The sequence below is a fragment of the Clostridium sp. FP1 genome, from assembly GCF_011065975.2.
GTDB classification, from domain to species: domain Bacteria; phylum Bacillota; class Clostridia; order Clostridiales; family Clostridiaceae; genus Clostridium_AD; species Clostridium_AD tagluense.
Genome location: NZ_JAAMNJ020000001.1, coordinates 4,767,212 through 4,788,354, shown reverse-complemented (window position 1 = coordinate 4,788,354; position 21,143 = coordinate 4,767,212). Strand labels below are relative to the sequence as shown.

At 32.6% G+C, this 21,143-nt stretch carries 23 protein-coding genes; 22 read left to right on the top strand and 1 reads right to left on the bottom strand.

Going from position 1 to position 21,143, the window contains the following annotated elements:
• Positions 1 to 2 precede the first annotated feature (2 nt).
• The 22 genes from cdaA to G9F70_RS22555 all read left to right on the top strand — a co-directional run bounded on the left by cdaA (position 3) and on the right by G9F70_RS22555 (position 20,585).
• The gene (gene cdaA / locus G9F70_RS22655; protein ID WP_164946746.1) at positions 3 to 851 is read left to right on the top strand and encodes a diadenylate cyclase CdaA; all 849 of its coding nucleotides are present in this window, start codon (positions 3 to 5) and stop codon (positions 849 to 851) included.
• Positions 821 to 2,098 (top strand): YbbR-like domain-containing protein, encoded by a 1,278-nt coding sequence (locus G9F70_RS22650; RefSeq protein WP_164946745.1) that lies wholly within the window; start codon positions 821 to 823, stop codon positions 2,096 to 2,098. Before cdaA ends, G9F70_RS22650 begins: the two co-directional genes overlap by 31 nt.
• Positions 2,088 to 3,686, top strand: coding sequence for an NAD(P)/FAD-dependent oxidoreductase (locus G9F70_RS22645; RefSeq protein ID WP_164946744.1), 1,599 nt, complete (start codon positions 2,088 to 2,090; stop codon positions 3,684 to 3,686). Before G9F70_RS22650 ends, G9F70_RS22645 begins: the two co-directional genes overlap by 11 nt.
• Before the next feature lie 132 nt (positions 3,687 to 3,818).
• The gene (buk, locus tag G9F70_RS22640) at positions 3,819 to 4,904 is read left to right on the top strand and encodes a butyrate kinase (protein ID WP_164946743.1); all 1,086 of its coding nucleotides are present in this window, start codon (positions 3,819 to 3,821) and stop codon (positions 4,902 to 4,904) included.
• A 20-nt stretch (positions 4,905 to 4,924) separates the two neighbouring features.
• Positions 4,925 to 5,848: a phosphate butyryltransferase gene (gene ptb / locus G9F70_RS22635; protein WP_164946742.1), complete on the top strand. Its 924-nt coding sequence runs from the start codon at positions 4,925 to 4,927 to the stop codon at positions 5,846 to 5,848.
• A gap of 58 nt (positions 5,849 to 5,906) precedes the next feature.
• Complete coding sequence (gene buk, locus G9F70_RS22630) at positions 5,907 to 6,977, top strand: butyrate kinase (RefSeq protein ID WP_164946741.1); 1,071 nt, start codon at positions 5,907 to 5,909, stop codon at positions 6,975 to 6,977.
• A gap of 138 nt (positions 6,978 to 7,115) precedes the next feature.
• Entirely contained in the window at positions 7,116 to 7,778 is a 663-nt protein-coding gene (locus G9F70_RS22625) for a MinD/ParA family protein (RefSeq protein ID WP_164946740.1), read from the top strand.
• Between the two features lie 113 nt (positions 7,779 to 7,891).
• On the top strand, positions 7,892 to 8,101 hold the full coding sequence (locus G9F70_RS22620) for a 4Fe-4S dicluster domain-containing protein (RefSeq protein ID WP_125002984.1): 210 nt from the start codon (positions 7,892 to 7,894) through the stop codon (positions 8,099 to 8,101).
• A 20-nt stretch (positions 8,102 to 8,121) separates the two neighbouring features.
• The gene (locus G9F70_RS22615; RefSeq protein ID WP_125002986.1) at positions 8,122 to 9,192 is read left to right on the top strand and encodes a 3-methyl-2-oxobutanoate dehydrogenase subunit VorB; all 1,071 of its coding nucleotides are present in this window, start codon (positions 8,122 to 8,124) and stop codon (positions 9,190 to 9,192) included.
• A complete protein-coding gene (locus tag G9F70_RS22610; RefSeq protein ID WP_125002988.1) occupies positions 9,192 to 9,941 on the top strand; it encodes a thiamine pyrophosphate-dependent enzyme in 750 nt (249 codons plus the stop codon). The genes G9F70_RS22615 and G9F70_RS22610 overlap by 1 nt, the downstream gene beginning before the upstream one ends.
• A 1-nt stretch (position 9,942) precedes the next feature.
• On the top strand, positions 9,943 to 10,473 hold the full coding sequence (locus G9F70_RS22605; protein ID WP_125002990.1) for a 2-oxoacid:acceptor oxidoreductase family protein: 531 nt from the start codon (positions 9,943 to 9,945) through the stop codon (positions 10,471 to 10,473).
• A 332-nt stretch (positions 10,474 to 10,805) separates the two neighbouring features.
• On the top strand, positions 10,806 to 11,426 hold the full coding sequence (locus G9F70_RS22600; protein ID WP_125002992.1) for a YhbD family protein: 621 nt from the start codon (positions 10,806 to 10,808) through the stop codon (positions 11,424 to 11,426).
• Positions 11,427 to 11,466: 40 nt separating this feature from the next.
• Positions 11,467 to 12,201 (top strand): polymer-forming cytoskeletal protein, encoded by a 735-nt coding sequence (locus tag G9F70_RS22595; RefSeq protein WP_164946739.1) that lies wholly within the window; start codon positions 11,467 to 11,469, stop codon positions 12,199 to 12,201.
• A gap of 191 nt (positions 12,202 to 12,392) precedes the next feature.
• The gene (locus tag G9F70_RS22590; RefSeq protein WP_125002996.1) at positions 12,393 to 12,761 is read left to right on the top strand and encodes a DUF2089 domain-containing protein; all 369 of its coding nucleotides are present in this window, start codon (positions 12,393 to 12,395) and stop codon (positions 12,759 to 12,761) included.
• A gap of 48 nt (positions 12,762 to 12,809) precedes the next feature.
• Positions 12,810 to 13,223, top strand: a complete 414-nt coding sequence (locus tag G9F70_RS22585) for an SHOCT-like domain-containing protein (protein WP_164946738.1) — start codon at positions 12,810 to 12,812, stop codon at positions 13,221 to 13,223.
• Between the two features lie 23 nt (positions 13,224 to 13,246).
• Positions 13,247 to 13,501, top strand: coding sequence for a hypothetical protein (locus G9F70_RS22580; RefSeq protein ID WP_164946737.1), 255 nt, complete (start codon positions 13,247 to 13,249; stop codon positions 13,499 to 13,501).
• A gap of 300 nt (positions 13,502 to 13,801) precedes the next feature.
• Positions 13,802 to 15,040, top strand: a complete 1,239-nt coding sequence (locus G9F70_RS22575) for an MFS transporter (protein WP_164946736.1) — start codon at positions 13,802 to 13,804, stop codon at positions 15,038 to 15,040.
• 437 nt (positions 15,041 to 15,477) lie between these two features.
• Complete coding sequence (gene glmM, locus G9F70_RS22570; RefSeq protein WP_164946735.1) at positions 15,478 to 16,827, top strand: phosphoglucosamine mutase; 1,350 nt, start codon at positions 15,478 to 15,480, stop codon at positions 16,825 to 16,827.
• Between the two features lie 522 nt (positions 16,828 to 17,349).
• Positions 17,350 to 19,176, top strand: coding sequence for a glutamine--fructose-6-phosphate transaminase (isomerizing) (glmS, locus tag G9F70_RS22565; RefSeq protein WP_164946734.1), 1,827 nt, complete (start codon positions 17,350 to 17,352; stop codon positions 19,174 to 19,176).
• Positions 19,177 to 19,929: 753 nt separating this feature from the next.
• The gene (locus G9F70_RS27150; RefSeq protein WP_263484355.1) at positions 19,930 to 20,058 is read left to right on the top strand and encodes a hypothetical protein; all 129 of its coding nucleotides are present in this window, start codon (positions 19,930 to 19,932) and stop codon (positions 20,056 to 20,058) included.
• 108 nt (positions 20,059 to 20,166) lie between these two features.
• On the top strand, positions 20,167 to 20,358 hold the full coding sequence (locus tag G9F70_RS22560; RefSeq protein WP_164946733.1) for a hypothetical protein: 192 nt from the start codon (positions 20,167 to 20,169) through the stop codon (positions 20,356 to 20,358).
• 41 nt (positions 20,359 to 20,399) lie between these two features.
• On the top strand, positions 20,400 to 20,585 hold the full coding sequence (locus G9F70_RS22555; protein ID WP_164946732.1) for a hypothetical protein: 186 nt from the start codon (positions 20,400 to 20,402) through the stop codon (positions 20,583 to 20,585).
• A gap of 49 nt (positions 20,586 to 20,634) precedes the next feature.
• On the opposite strand, the gene G9F70_RS22550 is transcribed toward G9F70_RS22555, so the two are convergent.
• Positions 20,635 to 21,018, bottom strand: coding sequence for a DUF3888 domain-containing protein (locus tag G9F70_RS22550; RefSeq protein ID WP_164946731.1), 384 nt, complete (start codon positions 21,016 to 21,018; stop codon positions 20,635 to 20,637).
• Positions 21,019 to 21,143 lie beyond the last annotated feature (125 nt).

Genomic DNA, 21,143 nt, shown 5'->3' with positions numbered 1-21,143 from the left:
TTATGGATGTACTTAAGTTAATGTTAAGCACAATTAAAAATATAAGTTTCTTTTCAGTTTTGGATATATTAGTGGTGGCCTATATATTCTATAAAACTTATATGCTAATGAAGGAAACAAGAGCTGAGCAGTTATTAAAAGGGATAGTGCTTATTTTTCTACTTATTCCTATAAGTCAGTTGCTTAATCTTACAGTATTAAATTGGATTTTAAATAAGACCATAACAATCGGTGTTTTGACTATTGTTATAATCTTTCAACCAGAAATAAGAAGAGCCTTAGAGCACCTGGGAAGGACAGCGTTTACGGACAAACACATATTTGAAAATGAAGAGACTATGGAAATAGTTATAACTGAAATTGTTAATGCTGTTGAAAACTTATCAAAAAGTAAAACAGGAGCACTAATAGTAATAGAGCAAAAAACCGGTATTGGAGAAATAATTAAAACAGGAACAGCCATAGACGCTTTAATATCTGGCGCTTTACTAGAAAATATATTTGTAGTTAATACTCCACTTCATGATGGAGCTACAATAATTAGAAATGGTAGAATAATAGCGGCAGGTTGTTTTCTGCCTTTAACAAATAATGATAAAATAAGCAAGAAATTAGGAACACGGCATAGAGCAGCTATAGGAATAACTGAAACTTCAGATGCTCTAACAATAATAGTATCAGAAGAAACGGGAACTATATCACTGGCTGTGAATGGGAGATTGGTAAGGAACTATGACCGAGATAAGCTTAAGAAAATACTTGTTCAAATAATAAAGAACAGGCAAAGTAAAAAAATAACTTTAAAGGAGAAAATAAGGTCATGGATAAAGTCGGAAAACAACAATATATAATTAAAATATGCTGTGTAATAGCTGCTTTTGCGCTATGGCTTTTTATAACAAGTACAGAAAATCCAGTGAATGCTATTAAAATTAAAAGTATACCTGTGCAGCTTCTAAATACGGATATACTAACCCATTCAAATCTGATTTTAGTACCAGGGCAAGATTTAACCACATCCTTAAATATTAAAGGAGCAAATACTGGTATGCTTTTAAATACAAAAGCAGAAGATTTCACGGTAGTGGCAGATTTAGGTGCATATGCACTTAAAAGAGGAGAACAAAAAATTCCTATTGAAATAAGGAAAAGTCCTAATAATATAAATGTGACCAATAGTGAGGGGCTTTTTATAACCATAAATTTAGATGAACTTACTGAGGTTAAAAAGCCTATAAGTGTAAATATAACTGGAAAGCCCAAAGAAGGCTATTATGCATCTGCAGCAAAATTATCACAAAACAATGCTATGGTAACAGGCGGGTCAAAGCTTGTAAATATAGTAAAAGAGATAATAATAGAAATAGATATACAAGGTAAGGAATCCGATGTTATAAAAAGCTATAAACTTAAACCGGTAGATGCAGCGGGAAAAGAAATAAAAGAGGTTACGGTAACTCCATCTCATATGGATGTTAAGGTTCCTTTAAAAAGGACTAAATCTGTAGGAGTGAAAGTAAAAACTACAGGGAGTTTAGACCCTAAATTTACTTTAGGAAGTATAAAAGTACTACCGGAACGATTTGATGTGACAGGAAGTATAGAGGGACTTAACCAACTAGAAAACTTAAGCACGGAAGTTATTGATTTAAGTAAAATAAGTGAAAGTACTACAATAGATGCAAAGGTAATAATTCCTGGTGGAGTAAGTTTAGTTAGTGGTAGTGGCAGTGCTGAAAGTGTAGTTAAGGTTGAAATTAGTGTAAATAAAGTGGTAGAAAAAATCCCAGATAAGGTAGTGGAAAAAAGTTTAAGTTTAGATATTAAATATAATAATTTAGATGAAAAGTATGATGCAAAGTTAGAAAAAGATAAAGTTGCAATAGTTATTTCAGGAACTGAAGCAATTGTAAATTCACTAGATGTAAAAAAAATCACAGCTACAGTGGACTTAGTTAGTTTAGTAGAAGGTGAGCACACTGTAAAAGTATTAGTGACATTACCTGAAGGTGTAAATTCAATATCACAGGTTCCAGATAAAATACTAGTAACTATTACAAAAAAACAAACGGGGGGAACTACTACTAATGGCAATTAAAGTGAATAACATAGTTTTAGACATAGATGAAAATATAGAGGATGTAAAAATAAAAGCAGCAAAAAAAATGAGAATTGACCAAAGTGAAATAAAAGTTTTTAAAATAGCTAAAGAATCTATAGATGCAAGGAAAAAAAATAATATTAAATTTAATTATGCTGCTATTATTGAAATGGATAATGAAATAAAAACCGTTGCCAGAGCAAATGATAAAGATGTTATACTTGAACCAGTTAAGTATGATTCTGAGTTTGAATTTGGAACTAAAAAGATGAACCATAGACCAATAATTGTGGGAATGGGACCAGCGGGAATGTTTGCTGGTCTTCTTATGGCTCAAAAAGGATATAAACCACTAATTATAGAAAGAGGAGAAAGTGTAGAGCGCAGGACAAATAGTATAGTTAAGTTTTGGACAAGAGCTGTGCTTAATGCAGAATCTAATGTGCAATTTGGTGAAGGCGGAGCAGGGACATTTTCAGATGGAAAGTTAACCACAAGAATAAAGGACACTAGGTGTGATTATATACTAGAAGAATTTGTGAAAGCTGGTGCGCCAGAGGAAATATTATATATGGGTAAGCCTCACATAGGTACAGATATACTAAAATCAGTTGTTAAAAATATTAGAGAAAGCATTATAAATCTTGGTGGAGAAGTAAGATTTAATAATAAACTTCAAGATATAATAATTAAAGATAAAAAAGTTAAAAGTATAATAGTGAATGGAGAAGAGATACCCTGTGATAGCTTAATTTTAGCACCAGGACATAGTTCTCGAGATACCTATGAAATGTTATATAAAAAAGGGGTATTTATGTCTAGTAAGCCTTTTGCAGTGGGGGTTAGGATAGAGCATCCACAAGGTATGATTAATGAAAATCAATATGGGAAATATGCTAGTCACGAAAGATTACAAGCTGCAGATTACAAGCTTACTTATAACAGTGAAAAATCTGGAAGAGCAGTATATAGTTTTTGTATGTGCCCAGGTGGAGAAGTAGTAGCGGCGGCATCTGAACAAGGTCACTTGGTTATAAATGGAATGAGTAAATATAAGAGAGATAAGGCCAATGCAAATTCAGCTATAGTAGTATCTGTGGGGCCTAAGGACTTCCAAGGTGACAATCCACTTTCTGGTATAGAGTTCCAGAGGCATTATGAAGCTTTAGCTTATATGCTAGGAGGATCAAATTTTAATGCCCCAGTACAATTAGTTGGAGACTTCCTTAAAGATAAAGTTAGCAGTGTAATAGGTGGCGTAAAACCAAGTTATACACCTGGATATAAATTTGCTGATCTTACTAAGTGTTTGCCAAATTATGTAACAGACTCTATAAAAGAGGCTTTGCCTAAATTTGAATATAAAATCAATGGGTTTGCAAGGGAAGATGCAATTATGACTGGTATTGAAACAAGAACCTCAGCACCCGTAAGAATTGATAGAAATGACAATCTCCAAAGCATATCCCTAGAAGGCCTATATCCAGCAGGAGAAGGCGCAGGATATGCAGGTGGAATAATTTCTGCTGCGGTGGACGGATTAAAAGTGGCAGAAAATATAATGAAAGAATGGAAGCAATTATAATAATTTTTTTTAACCCTTGAATTTCATCTATGTAATTTGTTAAAATGAAAGTAGCAACAGAAACATATGTGGACATAACTAGTAATAATTAGTTGCTATTATTACATAGGGAAATAGGGGGGAGTTATCCTAATGAAAAGCAAAGGATATATTTTAGTAATAAATCCTGGTTCAACATCAACTAAATTATCAATATTCAAAGATGAACATTGTGTAATTACATCTAATTTGACCCATAGCTTTGATGAAATTAAGAAATTTGAGAAAATTTATGACCAAAAGGACATGAGGACTGTTTTGATTCTACAGTGGCTAGAGCAAGAAAGCATAGCCCTTGAAGACTTAATCGCAGTAGTTGGTAGAGGTGGATTATTAAGACCAATGCCAGGTGGCACATATGAAATTACACCGAAAATGTTAGAGGACCTAAAAATAGGGTATCAAGCAGAACACGCGTCTAACCTAGGTGGAGTAATAGCCTTTGAAATTGCAAGAAAAATTAATATACCGGCATTTATAGTAGACCCTGTAGCCGTAGATGAGATATTGGACGTGGCAAGAATATCAGGACTTCCAGAAATACCAAGACGTTCACTAGTTCATGCCTTAAATATAAAAGCAGTAACAAGAAGAGTTTGCACTAAATTACATAAAAATTTTGAAGATAGTACTTATGTTGTTGCACACATAGGTGGAGGAATTTCTGTGTCTCCAGTTAAAAACGGAAGAATTTTAGATGTAAACAATGCCAATGAAGAAGGACCTTTCTCACCAGAACGAACTGGAGGACTTCCAGTAGGAGATTTAGCAAAACTGGCTTTCAGTGGAGAATATACTCTACCCCAGTTAAAGAAAAAATTAACCGGTGAAGGGGGGCTCGTAGCTTATTTAAATACCAACGACGGAAGAATTGTTGATAAAATGATTGATGATGGAGATAAAAGTGCAGAACTTATTTTTAAAGCTATGGCATATCAAATTGCTAAAGAAATAGGAGCCATGGCGACAGTAGTTTCTGGGAAAATTGATGCCATAATCCTTACAGGAGGATTAGCCTATAACAAGAAACTTACTACTTGGATAAGTGACATGGTGAGTTTTATAGCCAAGGTTGAACTAGTACCAGGGGAAGATGAAATGTTAGCACTGGCACAGGGAACTCTAAGGATATTAAAGGTCGAAGAAGAAGCTAAAATATACGAAGAACAAACAAAATAGAATAGAAGGAGTGTAATCTAATGATTAAAACTTTTAATGAGGTATTAAATACCGCAAAAACACAAGGAATGAAAACGGTAGCAGTAGCTGTAGCTCAAGATGCGCCAGTTCTTGAAGCAATTTGCGACGCTAAGAAAAATGGTATAGCAAATGCAATACTAGTAGGAGATAGTGAAAAAATAATTTCTATTGCAAGTAAAATAGGTATGAATATAGAAGAGTTTGAAATTATAGATGAGAAGAACGATAAAAAAGCATCATTAGCTGCAGTTCAACTTGTATCATCAGGAAGAGCTGATATGCTTATGAAAGGCCTAGTAGATACAGCAACATTCTTAAGAGCTGTATTAAATAAAGAAGTAGGTCTTAGAACTGGAAGGCAAATGTCACATGTAGCAGTATTTGAGATACCAGGCTATGATAGATTAATATTTTTAACAGATGCTGCCTTCAATATGTATCCAGAATTAAAAGAAAAAATAGATATAATAAACAATTCAGTGCAAGTAGCAAAAGCTTGTGGTGTTGAGCTTCCTAAAGTTGCAGCCGTTTGTGCAGTAGAAGTAGTAAACGCTAGTATGCCAGCAACACTGGATGCAGCAATGCTTTCAAAAATGAATGAGAGAGGCCAGATAAAAGGGTGTATTATTGATGGACCACTAGGCCTGGATAATGCATTATCAGAAGAAGCTGCAAAACATAAAAACCTAGGAGGCCCAGTAGCAGGTAAAGCGGATATTCTTTTAATGGCTAATATTGAAGCGGGAAATGCTATGTACAAATGTTTAACTTACACCACCCAGGCTAAAAATGGTGGATTACTAGTAGGTACTTCTGCCCCAGTTATATTAACTTCTAGAGCAGATACTCCTGAAACAAAATTAAATTCTATAGCACTTGCAGCACTAGTTGCAGAATCTAATAAGGCATCTCAAAGAAAATAACAAGGCAAAGCTGCAAAAGTATAAGAACTAATCTTTTATAATACAGAGGAGGAAAAATATGACATATAAATTGTTAATGATTAATCCAGGTTCAACATCTACTAAAATAGGTGTATATGAAGACGAAAATGAGGTTCTAGTAGAAACCTTAAGACATTCCTCAGAAGAAATAGGTAAATTTGAAGGTATATATGAACAGTTTAATTTTAGAAAAGATGTTATATTAAATGTACTTAAAGAAAAGAACTTTGATATAAATACGCTAGACGCTATAATAGGCAGAGGTGGACTCCTAAAATCTATTGAAGGTGGAACTTATGCTGTAAATGATGCTATGCTTAATGATTTAAAAATCGGAGTGCAAGGTCAGCATGCTTCAAATTTAGGTGGAATAATTGCAAGTGAAATCGGGAAATCTTTAGATATACCAGCATTTATAGTTGATCCAGTAGTGGTTGATGAAATGATTGATGTGGCTAGAATATCAGGTATGCCAGAAATAGAAAGAAAAAGTATTTTTCATGCACTAAATCAAAAAGCAGTAGCTAAAAGATATGCAAAAGAAAATGGGAAAAAATACGAAGAAATTAATTTAATAGTAGCACACATGGGTGGCGGAGTTTCAGTAGGAGCCCACAAGGATGGAAGAGTAATTGATGTGAATAATGCACTAGATGGAGAAGGTCCATTTTCACCAGAAAGATCTGGAGGATTACCAATAGGCGATTTAGCTAAAATGTGCTTTAGTGGAGAATACACATTAGAGGATATAAAGAAAAAGATAAATGGAAAAGGTGGCTTTGTTGCTTATCTTAATACAAATGATGCTAAAGAAGTAATAGATAGGGCAGAGGCAGGCGATGAAAAATATAAATTAATCTTTGAAGCTATGGGGTATCAAGTAGCCAAGGAAATTGGAAAATGCGCAGCAGTTTTATCCGGAAAAGTGGATGCTATAATTTTAACAGGTGGAATAGCTTACGGCAAGCCTATGGTGAATTATATAAAAGAAAGAGTGGAATTTATAGCAAACGTTGTAGTTTATCCAGGTGAAGATGAATTATTAGCACTAGCTGAAGGCGGTCTTAGAGTATTAAATGGCGAAGAAAAGGCAAAAGAGTATAAATAATAAACTATAACAATAAGACACATTGAATAAATAACAAGTAAATAAGCTGTTTTTAAAAATGTGGTAAGTTGTTTTGAAAATTTATTTAATATCAAAACAATGTATTTTATTGAAATTCGGAAGGAAGTCAGTGATATAATGAGTAGAATAAGAGTATTTACAGGCCATTTTGGTAGTGGGAAGACAGAAATAGCAATAAATTATGCGATAAATCTTGCAAAAGAGGGAAAAAAGGTTGTAATAGCTGACTTAGATATAGTAAATCCTTATTTCTGTGTACGAGATGTGAGAAAAGAATTAGAGGGGTATGGAGTAAGAGTCATAGCATCCAATCCAGAACTAGTTAATGCAGAACTCATGGTAGTCCCAGCAGAGATAATAGCTATATTTAATGACAAAAGCTACGAAGTGGTAATAGATGTAGGTGGGGATGACGCAGGCTCCATAGCCCTTGGTCAATACAATAGATTTTTTGTGGAAGAGCCTTATGATATGTTCTTTGTTATAAACACAAATAGACCATTTACATCAGATGTTAGAGACATAAAGGAATACTTTAAAGCAATAGAAACATCTTCAAGACTCATGATAACTCATTTAATATCCAATACTAATTTGTCTTATGAAACTGTAGAGCAGCATATAATAGATGGAGACAAAGTAGTAGCCAAGCTATCCAAAGAATTAAATATACCTCATGCCTATACTGTTTGTAGAAATGATTTAACTCAAAAAATGACAGGAAAATTGCAAGGTGATATATTTGGTATAGATATACATATGTTACCACCTTGGAGATAAATAGAAAGAGATTAATTAAAAAATTAACAATATTGACAGTTTGTACTTCAAGGGGTAAAATCAAATAGTAAACGTTTAAATTTTATAAATTCGCATTTTGAGGAGGTTTAAACATGCCAAGAGTAAGTTTTAGAGAAGATAGGTGTAAAGGTTGTGGACTTTGTATAACTGCATGTCCTAAGAAAATTATAAGTTTTTCAGATAGACTGAACATAAAAGGATACCATCCAGCTACAGTTACAGAAGAAAAGATGAAAGAATGTATTGGATGTGCATCTTGCGGAAAAATGTGCCCTGACTGCGTAATAACAGTTGAAAAGTAAAGAATAGGAGGATGGAACTTATGGGAGAAAAAGTGTTAATGAAAGGTAATGAGGCTATTGGAGAAGCAGCTATAAGAGCAAATTGTAAATGTTTCTTTGGATATCCAATAACACCTCAAACAGAGATATCTGCATATTTATCAAGAAAGATGCCTAAAATTGATAGGGTTTTCTTGCAAGCAGAGAGTGAAATTGCAGCTATAAACATGATTTATGGAGCAGCTGGTACAGGAATAAGATGTATGACATCTTCAAGTTCACCAGGAATAAGTTTAAAAGCAGAAGGAATATCCTACATAGCAGGAGCAGAGCTTCCATGTGTTATTGTAAATATAGTTAGAGGTGGCCCAGGACTTGGTAGTATTCAACCAGCTCAATCAGATTATTTTCAAGCAACTAAAGGTGGAGCACATGGTGATTTCAATATGCCTGTATATGCACCAGCATCAATACAAGAAATGGTTGACTTAGTTCAAGATGCATTTGATACTGCAGATATGTATAGAACACCTGTAATGGTTATGGGAGACGGTATGCTAGGACAAATGATGGAACCCGTAGAATTTAAAGAGAGAGAAGCGAAAGTATTACCAGAAAAAACTTGGGCAGCCTGTGGTTTAAAGGGGAGAAAAAAACATAATGTAATAAATTCTCTTTATTTAAAATCAGAGATTCTAGAACAACATAACTTAAAATTGCAAGAAAAATTTAAAGAAATAACAAAAAATGAAACAAGATATGAAATGTACAATTGTGATGGTGAAAGTGATTTAATAATGGTTGCATACGGAACAACATCAAGAATATGCAAAAATGTTATTAAAATGGCAGAAAAAGAAGGCATAAAATTAGGATTAATAAGACCAATTACACTTTGGCCTTTCCCACTAGAAGCATTTGAGAAAAGTATAAATAGCACAAAACATGGATATATATCAGTAGAAATGAGTTGTGGACAAATGGTTGAAGATGTTAGACTTTCAGTTGAAGGAAGAAAACCAGTACACTTCTACGGAAGAACAGGTGGAATGGTTCCTCATCCAGACGATATATTAGATAAAGTTAGAGAAATAGTAGGGGGTGCAAAATAATGGCAATCGTATTTGAACCAACTAAAGCATTATTAGACGTTCCTACTCATTACTGTCCAGGATGTACTCATGGACTAATTCATAGATTAGTAGGAGAAGTTCTTGAGGAATTAGACGTAATAGATAAAACTATAGGAGTAGCTCCAGTTGGATGTTCTGTTTTAGCATATGACTACTTTGCCTGTGATATGTTTGAAGCAGCACATGGAAGAGCACCAGCAGTTGCTACAGGAATTAAAAGATCTAACCCAGATGCAGTAGTATTTACGTATCAGGGAGATGGAGATCTTGCAGCAATAGGTATGGCTGAAATAGTACATGCTGCTACAAGAGGTGAAAACATGGTTACTATATTCGTAAATAACTGTATTTACGGTATGACAGGTGGACAAATGGCTCCAACTACTCTTCCAGGTCAAGTAACAGAAACTTCACCATACGGAAGAGATGTAAAATTGCAAGGACATCCAATTAGAGTAGCAGAACTTATATCAACTTTAGGCGGCGCTTGTTATGTAGAAAGAGTATCAGCAGATAGCGTACCTAATGTTACTAAAACTAAAAAAGCTATAAAGAAAGCTTTCCAAAATGCAATTGATGGAAAAGGGTTCTCACTAGTAGAAGTATTATCAACATGCCCAACTAATTGGGGAAAATCACCTGATGAGTCAATGCAATGGCTTAGAGATAATATGATGCCTTTTTATACTCTAGGAGTTAAAAAAGACATAACTGAGGAGGTTAAGTAATATGGCAGCACAAGAAATTATATTTGCAGGATTTGGTGGTCAAGGTACACTTTCAATGGGAAAATTTTTAGCATATGCAGGAATGGATGCTGATATGAACGTTTCATGGTTGCCATCTTATGGACCAGAAATGCGTGGAGGTACTGCTAACTGTTCTGTTATACTTTCTGATGAGTTAGTTGGTTCACCAATAATTAACGATCCAAACACACTTATAGTTATGAATAGACCTTCCCTTGACAAGTTTGAAGATACTTTAGTTAAAGGTGGACTATTAATAATGGATTCTGACCTTGTAGATAGAATGCCAATAAGAAAAGATTTAGAAGTAATATGCGTTCCAGCTCAAACAGAAGCTTTAAACATTGGAAGCAAGCAAATTGCTAACATGGTGCTTCTAGGAGCATTAGTAAAGAGAACAGGAATAGTATCTATGGAAGCAATAATAGGAGCTTTAAAGGCTCATGGTAAAGAGAAATTCTTCGAAATAAACAAAAAAGCACTAGAAATAGGAGCTTCATATATAAAATAAGAGTAAAAGTAAAAGAGTATATATTACTACACCTTCATTCGCATCGCTAAGTAATTCTAAATTAATTTTACTAGAATATGCTAAAAATTACAAACTCGCTAGCGCTCAAACATGTAATTTTCTTAACGCATATTCAATTAAAATTAATTAAGGATTACTAAGGCTTGCTCAAATGAAGGTTACGTAATATATACTTTTTTTTAGGTGTTAGAAAAATAAGTATATTTAAATCTTTGTTATTTACAACGTAACAATGTTATGTTACACTATAAATATAAGTAGATTAATGTTAATAATTGGTATATAATTTAGAAATATACAAGGAGGATAATATGGAGGAAGATTTAATATCAAAAAAAGAATTACTAGAAATCACTAAGGTTTCCTATGGTCAGCTGTATAGGTGGAAAAGAAAAAATCTTATACCAGAAGATTGGTTTATAAAGAAATCTAGCTACACTGGTCAAGAAACTTATTTTCCTAGAGAAAGAATATTAGATAGAATAGAAAAAATTAAAGATATGAAGGATGACGTATCCTTGGATAGCCTAGCACAGATGTTTTCTCCTAAATTTGGGGAAGTATTTTTAAGTGAGGAAGAACTATTAGAAAAGAACATTGTTTCGGAGCATACACTAATATTGCATAAAAAAACATATGGAGAAATAAAAATTTTTTCTTTTGAGAGGATATTATATATCTCATTATTAGAAAAGAGCTTGCTATCTGGAAATGTATCACTGGAGGAAGGTAAGCTTATAATAGTGACTTTAGAAGAAAATTATAAATCATTAGAAGGAAAAAATTGCGAGATAGTTTTTTTAAGGAAATTTGGCATGGCGCTATGTTTTTTAATTACTCTTCCTAATGAGCTTTATATAGAAAAGGGTGCGAAAATTGTATTAAGGCTTAATATTTCACAGTGCATTCAAGAATTGAAAATCAAGATTTAGTAATTATCATATATTTTAAAGAAATATGAGGAGGACAAATATGGAAAAGACTAATACTAACGATATAAAGATATCAGGATCGGGTACAGTTGGTGGTGGAAAATATAATGAAGTAAGTATAAGTGGATCAGGAAAAATAAACGGAAATTTGGAATGTGTAGACTTTAAAACTAGTGGCTCATCAAAAGTTTTAGGGGATTTGAAAGCAGGCACTATAAAAATCAGTGGATCTACGAGAATTGAAGGTAATGTGGAAGTAGAAGAAATGAAGATAAGTGGTTCATCACATGTCATAGGCAATGTTAAAAGTCAAAGTATAAAAATTAATGGGTCTACTCATATACAAGGAAACTTGCACGCAGAAGAAGTTATTATAGCGGGGTCAGCTAATATAGAAAAAAATTGTGAAGCAGAATGTTTTAAGGCCAGTGGTTCTTTTAAAATACAAGGATTACTAAATGCTGGACAAATAAATATAAGGATTGGTGGCAACTGTAATGTACAAGAAATTGGTGGAGAGCATATTGAAGTAAGAGTTAGTCCAATAGATAATTCCTTCTTTAAAAAAGTAATTGACAAAATGTTTAATTCTAAAGGGGAGTTAACTACTACATTAATTGAAGGGGATGAGATATACCTCCAAAATACCAATGCAAAAATAGTAAGAGGAAATCATATCACCATAGGTGAAGGTTGTAATATTGGGCTTGTAGAATATAGTGGGGAGATTATGATTTCAAGTGACTCAATAGTTGGAGAACAAAAGCATATATAAACCACTTTTTAGATTAAAAGAAGGTGATTTAATCATAAAATTCAATAAACCTCATATATTTATATTAATATTATCAATATATAAATTAATATAATAAATATATATTGAAAAAATATTAAAATAATCAATTTATATATTGATTATTTTAATTAATGGTAATATAATGAATATAAAGAAAGTGGGTGGTAAAAGTGACTTATAAAATATTGTGTAAATGTCCAGTTTGTAGTTCTAAATTAAAAGTAACTAGACTTAAATGCGATGAATGCGGCACTGTAGTTGAAAATTATTTTGAATTGTCGAAATTCGATTATTTGAATAGTGAGCAGTTGTATTTCATTGAAGTATTTTTAAAATCCAGGGGAAACATTAAGGACGTGGAAAAGGAACTTGGCATATCATACCCAACAGTTCGGGCAAAGCTAGACGAGGTTATTACTTCACTTGGATATACTGTTACAAAACAAAAGCCTTCTGTTGATAAAAAAGATGTAATAGATATGTTAGAAAAAGGTGAAATCACTGCTGATGAAGCATTAATTATGTTAAATGGTAAGTAAATAAGCTCTGAATTGGGAAATTTCAGCTATAAAAAAGGAGGATATTTAATGAATGAAGAAATGTCAAGAATATTGAAAATGGTTGAAGAAGGTAAGATTGATTCTGAAAAAGCTATGCAACTTATAGAAGCCCTAAAGGGAGAAAGTAAAGAATTTATTACTTTAGATAAGCCTCAACCAGATAATAGCCACAGTAATAGTAGATTTAAAGTTAAAATGCTGAGAATAAAAGTAAGATCTAACGATAACGATATTGTGAACATTAACTTGCCACTTAAATTTGTAAGTGGCATGATAAAAACCTTTGGAAGAATTCCAAATATAAATGTAAATGGCATGGACGACATAGAAATGGATGCAATGACTCAAACTATATTAGAAGCCATAGATGGTGGTATAGGTGGAAAGATTGTAGACATAAAAACTGGAGATGGAGATACAGTTGAGATTGTCATAGAGTAAATCTATAATTTTTGAGGTGTTATATGAGGATTTATATTAAAACAGAGGAAGGTAGGAAACTAAGAATTCCAGTTCCAATGTGGGCAATAAGACTGGTTACAAGACTTCCCATAGAGAGAATTGTAAGAAAACACATGAAGGAAAAGGATGCTAAGTATTTAGAACTAATAGACTGGAATGAAATGAGGAATTTAATTATTTCATTAAGTGATTATAAAGGACTAAACTTAGTAGATATAAGAGCTAATGATGGCACGGAAGTACAAATACGAATTTAGAGTTGTTGAAGTGGGGACGTTTTATAATTTCACGGGCTATCCCCAAAAATAACTAGCGTATTAGCTAGTTATTTTTTTCAGATTCCTTAACGAAATTTTTGAAGTAGTTAATACAAAATCACTGTATATAATGATTTTATATGAAAATTAATTTCTAAAATGGGGGTGTAGAAAATAGAAGTAGCAGAAAAAAATATAATTGAAGAAAATGTTGAAATAGAAATTGAAAAGAATGAAAGAATAATTAATAATGAAGCCGAAGTTACTGGAAAGAATAAATCTACCGGGAAATTATGGACCATGAATTTCTTTTTACTATGGCAAGGACAGATGGTTTCAGCGCTAGGAGATGTATTCTATGAGATAGCATTAGGCTTCTGGGTACTTGCAGTGACAGGCTCAACAGGGCTCATGGGAACACTTATGGCTGCATCTGCCTTGCCCAGAATATTAATATCTCCCTTTGCAGGAGTTATAGTAGATAGGTGCAATAGAAGGAATATGATAGTGCTAATGGATTTGGTACGAGGGATTGTAATTACAGCAGTAGGCACGGCAGCAATATTCGGTTTTGTGCAAATTTGGATGGTTTTTGTAGCAGGTATTATTTTAGGTATATGTGCAGCCTTTTTTAATCCTACGGTAGGTTCTACGGTGCCGGATATTGTTCCAAGTGATAAGCTTATTCAGGCAAATTCAGCTCTAAGCATGGCGGGGACAGGAATAAATATTTTAGCGAGTCCTCTAGGAGGAATTGTGTATCAGCTATTAGGAGCACCAATAATGTTTTTAGCAAATGGTATATCATACCTTGTTTCAGCTTTTACAGAAATATTTATAAAGGTGCCTAAAATAGAGAGAAAAGTTAGTGCAGAAGATGCTATGCAGAGCACAAAGGATAGTTTTAAACAAGATTTAAAACAAGGGTTTAAATTTGTATGGAACTTTAAAGGTCTTAGATATCTTATAATTGTAGCAGCTTTTCTAAACTTCTTTTCTAGTATGGCAATTATTTTAATTGTACCTTTATTTCAAAGAACAGAGGCACTTGGAGCAGGTAAATATGGAGTTGCAATTGCACTATTAACTGGAGGTATGTTTTGCGGGATGGCTTTCACTTCAATGGTGAAAATACCTTATGAAAAGAGACTGTGTATTTTTATGATTTCAGGTGTAATATTTTCTATAGGGTTTGCAGTATTTCCTATGGTTAATTTCAAATACATGTTAGTACTCTTATTTATAGCAGGGTTTTTTAATGCAATTGTAAATACACTTATAGGCGCAACGCTTCAGCTAACAGTTCCACAAGAAATGAGAGGAAAGGTCCTTTCAATTATGAACACTGTATGTGGAGGATTAGTTCCAATAGCTATGGCGGTAGGAGGTATACTTGCAGAATTTATAGCAATAAAGTATATTATTCTAACTTGCTTTTTACTATCAGGAGTAGTGATAGTACCACTTGGATTTGTTACAAAATTTAAGCACTTTATTAATTTTAATCCTGACTTCCAAACTTTAGAGGACATAATATAGTTTAGCATTTTACAAGTTTAAATTTTATTTAGTTGTAAATTTTATGAATAATTAAACCCAGCAAAAATAATCCTTTTGGGTTATTTTTTTTATTATAAATATTGCAAATACTAGGACTTTTTTTACAAGTATTTATTATTGTAGTATAATACAAACTAGATTATAATTAGAGTGTATGTATTTATATATAAGAGTTTTACTATATGTGTAAATAAATAGTAAAATAAAATAAAGAACCTTCTATACAAGGTGTGCATAATTATTATGGTATATCTATTTAGTCAGTAACATTCAGTAAATTATGAAATTATATTAATGTGGATAAAAAGAAGACGAATATAGGATTCAGAAACAAAGTACTAACATACTTAATAGCTATTTTGTTTAGTATGCCCTTGTAATAAACCTATAATATATTGAGAAAGAGGTAGAAAAATATGAGTAGAATATTTGGAACAGATGGAGTACGAGGTATAGCAAATACAGAATTAACAAGTCAGCTTGCATATAATTTAGGAAGATCGGGAGCATTTGTATTAACAGATGGAGCACATAAACCTAAAATTATAGTAGGAATGGATACAAGAGTTTCAGGAGATATGTTAGAATCAGCTTTAGTTGCAGGAATTTTATCTGTAGGAGCTGAAGCTATATGCCTTGGAGTGGTTCCTACACCAGCAGTAGCGTATTTAACTAGAAAATATGGAGCAGATGCAGGAGTTGTTATCTCAGCTTCTCACAACCCAGTAGAATACAATGGAATAAAATTTTTCGATAGCAAAGGATTCAAATTGTCCGATGAATTAGAGGACACAATACAAGCAGTTATAGAAAATGATTTTAAAGGAGTGCCATCGCCTATAGCAGGTGATTTAGGCAAGAAGACAGTTAAGTGCAGTGGTGTAGAGGATTATATAGAATTTGCTAAATCCACTATTTCAGGAGATTTAAAAGGACTTAAAATAGCATTAGATTGTGCTAATGGCGCTTCTTATATTACTTCAGTAAGAGCTGCAAGAGAACTAGGAGCAGAGGTTTTAGTTATTAACAATGATCCAGATGGTATAAATATAAATAAAGACTGTGGATCTACTCATATTGAGCACTTAATGGCTTTTGTTAAAGAAAATCATTGTGATTTAGGACTCGCTTTTGATGGTGATGCAGATAGATGTTTAGCAGTGGATGAAAAAGGAAACTTTATAAATGGTGATTTTATGATTGCTATTTGTGCCAAGCACCTAAAAGACACAGGAAAATTAACTAAAGATACAGTAGTAGTAACAGTTATGAGTAATTTGGGACTTGATATTGCAATGAATCAGGAAAATATAACTACAGTGAAAACTATAGTAGGCGATAGATATGTGCTTGAAAAAATGAAAGAAGAAGGTTATAGCTTAGGGGGAGAGCAATCAGGTCATTTAATTTTCCTTGATTTTAATACTACAGGGGATGGACTTGTATCAGGAATTCAATTAGCTACTGTAATTAAAGAAACAGGGAAACCATTATCAGAGCTTGCAGCAATGATGACAGAGCTTCCACAAGTATTAGTTAATGCAACAGTACCTAACGATAAAAAGAACATTCATGAAACTGATAGTGAAATAATTGAAGAAATCAAAAAAATTGAAGAAAAATTAAATGGTTGTGGAAGAGTCCTTATTAGACCTTCAGGTACAGAACCTCTAGTGAGAGTTATGCTGGAAGGTAGAGTGCAAAGTGAATTAAATGAAATGGCACATGCTCTTGCAAAATTAATAGAGGAAAAAGCTAATAAATAAAAAGAACCTAGCAAGAATAAAGTTACAATTCAATGAATTTATTATTAAAAGCATTGACGGTTAGGGTATAAAATGAATATAATAGACTGAAACCTTATGGATAAGGCCCATAAGATTTCAGTTTTTTTAATGTTAGCGAAAGGAGGATAGAAGAATTTTATGATTTTAAAGCGCCAGGACTCATAAAGAGTATCAGTAATTATGATGCACTATGAGTTGACGAGGATGGGGAGTATCGAATCTTCGGCGGATGCCCCGCGGTAGCGCACTACCGTTAATGATTGATAAAAGCGAAAAGTGATTTTCGTGACAACATCAATCTGGTGTTAAAACCTTTATAAATATGTATGAACTAGCATATTTCATTGGATTATTGTGAGTGTAGATTTTCAGTTATTAAGCATAAGAAAATCATATGTACCATAACTGCGAATACTATATTTAAAATAATTATCAAAAAACAATGATGATAAGTATGCTTAATTAGTTGTGCAAAATTTTAAATTTGAGAGGAAGATGAATATGTGCGGAATAGTTGGATATTTTGGAAGTAAACAGGCTTCACCAATATTGGTAGAAGGTCTTAGTAAATTAGAATATAGAGGATATGATTCAGCAGGAATTGCAATTATAAATGAGGGACACTTAAAAGTAACTAAATGCAAAGGAAGACTTGCAAATTTAGAAGCTCAATTATTAGAAGAGCCGCTTATAGGCAACGTGGGTATAGGGCACACTAGATGGGCTACTCATGGTAAACCATCAGATGAAAATTCTCACCCACATACTAATGAAAAAGAGACTATTAGTGTAGTTCATAATGGAATTATAGAGAATTATATCCATTTAAGAGAATGGTTAATGTCAAAAGGATATAAATTCACATCTGAAACTGATTCAGAAGTAATACCACACCTTATAGATTTTTATTATAATGGAGATATAGTTGAGGCGGTAATGAAGGCTATTACTAAAATGGAAGGTAGTTATGCCATAGCAGTAATAACAAGCGATGAACCAGATAAATTAGTAGCAGTAAGAAAAGATAGTCCATTAATAGTAGGACTTGGCAAAGATGAATTTTATGTAGCTTCAGATATACCAGCAGTATTAAATCATACAAGAGAGGTATATTTATTAGAAGACAAAGAATTTGTTGTGATTTCCAGTGATGGAATAAAACTTCTTGACGCAGAAGGCGAAACTATAAACAAAGAGATTTTTCATGTAACTTGGGATGCAGAAGCTGCTGAAAAAGGTGGATATGAGCACTTTATGCTAAAAGAAATCCATGAGCAGCCAAAGGCAATCAGAGACACTATGACTTCAAGAATAGTTCTAGGAGAACCAATTACATTAGATGATATAAATATAACTAAAGAGCAAATTAAAAATTTAAATAAAATATATATAGTAGCTTGCGGAACTGCATATCATGCAGGAGTTGTAGGTAAATATGTTATAGAAAAACTTGCAAGAATACCAGTAGAACTAGATATAGCTTCTGAGTTTAAATATAGAGATCCAATAATGGATAAAAACACATTAATGATAGTTATTAGCCAATCAGGAGAAACTGCAGACACCATGTCAGCTTTAAGGCTTGCAAAGTCAAAAGGTGCAAGAGTAATAGCCGTAACAAATGTTGTAGGTAGTGCAGCTTCAAGAGAAGCAGACGATGTACTATATACTTGGGCAGGACCAGAGATAGCAGTTGCATCTACTAAAGCTTATGTAACTCAACTTATAGCAATGTATATAATAGCATTATTCTTTGCCCAGAACAAAGAAACATTAAGCAATGAAGAAATAGAAGAAATTAAAATAGCTATGATGGAACTTCCAGAAAAGGCAGAAGAGGTTTTGAAAAATAAAGAAACTGTGCAAAAGTTCACAGCAAAAACTTATATGCATAAAGATATGTTCTTCATAGGACGTGGACTTGACTATGCAGTTGCAATGGAAGGTTCATTAAAGCTTAAAGAAATATCTTATATTCATTCAGATGCCTATGCAGCAGGAGAGCTAAAACATGGTCCAATAGCACTTATGGAAGAAGGGACTATAGTTATAGCACTAGCTACTCAAGAAGCGGTATTTGACAAGACTGTAAGCAATATAAAAGAAATAACTACTAGAGGAGCAAAAGTATTTGCTTTCGCACCTGTTGGTCACACTGAAATTGAAAAATCAGTTTTCTCTGTAACTTATATACCAAAAGTAATGGATATATTAGCTCCAGTAATTTCAGTAATTCCACTACAATTATTGTCTTATTACATGGCAATTCAAAAGGGCTGCGATGTTGATAAACCAAGGAATTTAGCAAAATCAGTAACGGTGGAATAGGTGGCATCCACGTGGTAAGTGTAGTTGTATGTTCTAAGAATGTCTTTAAGTACCTAAGAAACTCTTTAAGTACCTAAGAAAGTTTTTAAGTGAACTTGCATGGTTTTGATCAATTATGAATAAATTATTGCAGTATATTTTAAAGATGAAAAACCATCAGATTTTAATTCTGATGGTTTTTTGTGAATGTTTTTTATGTAATTGTCAAAAAAATATTAGCTTATTGATATGTCTGTCTTAAAACAATAAAGCCTGTCCCAATATATGAAGGAACGCAGGAACATCAACCTGCCTTCCTTCATTTTGTTACCCTTACGCCCTCCCCACAATTGCAGATTCCTGCCCGGATCAAACTCCCAAAATCGGATTAAAAGCAGATAATTTCCTCGAATAAATGATAGAAACAAGCATGATATAAAAAGAGACGAAGGCTTGGAATGGTTAGCTTTACGGTGTGATAAGAGGATAGGATTAATATGAAATAGAATTAAGGGTGATAGAGTTGGAGTGTGTCACAGGGATAGATTTAAGGAAGGAATAAGCTCTTTGAACTTAAACAGAGAGATTGAAAATATGAGGGAGAACTTGATAAAATGCAAGAAAAAAGACAGACTTTAATATTCGTATTTGAGTGTAATTTAGGAGAATGGAGTGGGGAAAAGGTGTGATTTTGGGACAGACTTTAATATTTGTGTACAAAGTAGAGAACAAATTTTATAATTTGTTAAAGGGTTACGGGAAAAGGAAAATAAAATGGCTATAGATGAAATTAATGAGAAGGTAATTGGAATAAGTATTTATAAGGTTCATCAGTTTACAGGAGTTCAAGAGGTTAAGGATGAAGAGGCTAAGGAGATGATTGAAGAAGCTATACTTTCATAAAACACATGTTAAACAGTAGTTAAATATTGTATATAATGGTATAGTTTATTTATAAGAGTTGTTTCGTAACCGTATTATATTGTGCATTAATTAAGAGGCGGTGAACTTATGAAAAAATTTCTAAATTATATGTTAAAACCTATGGCTATAGTTTCATGTATACCAGTGATTGGGGTTCTAAGTTATTGGTCAAATCATAGAAAAGATTTATTAGCAACAAGTGTGATTTTATATTTGGGGGTAATAATTGGTTCGGCAATAAAGTATTTTTCTAAAGATAAATCTAATACGTCACAGTAAGATAAATCGATACTAAAACATATAAATAAGGGGCATTTATTATGAAAAACAAACAATTAATATTATTGATATTGTCATTTATTCTATCCGTAGTTTGTATTAGTACATTAAATTTTGGAGTATATACAAAAAATGGTCTACTTATATGGATTTTTAGTTTTTCATCTATTTCATCAATAATCCAGTCTAGATGGATTGGAAAAAGATATAAAAAGCTTAAGACATAATATTCACATATTATGTCTTAACATTATCCTATTAGCATTATTAAAAAGGCTATTCTTCCTCATGCTTAAAATTAATAACTTTAGTACCCATTGGACTTGTTAGTATAGTTATAGTTTCTATACCACTTGGTGGATTATGTGGTCCAGTAAAGGTTTCCACTTGTACTGTTATTTTATACTCAAATAATTCTGGTGTTTTGCTGATACTTAATATTTTTTGTTGCCAAAATTGTTTAGGGTGACCATAATATTTATCTATTGGATTTGCTATATATGGATATAAAAGAGATAATACACTTCCTTTGTATAGTTCTTGTTGATTAGGAGCATTTACTTGCTTGGAATAAGAAATAGAACCATTATATGAATAAGCATTTTTTGAGCTAAAACTTATTAATATTATGAAGAATACTGGAATAAATATTTTTTTCATAAAATCAACTCCTCATATTATAGTTTGTGTAAAGATTATTGATTTATTAATAATTCATACTTTTCATAAAATAGAAATAAAACTATTTATACCCGGATTATTCATGAACTTAAATTTTATGGGTT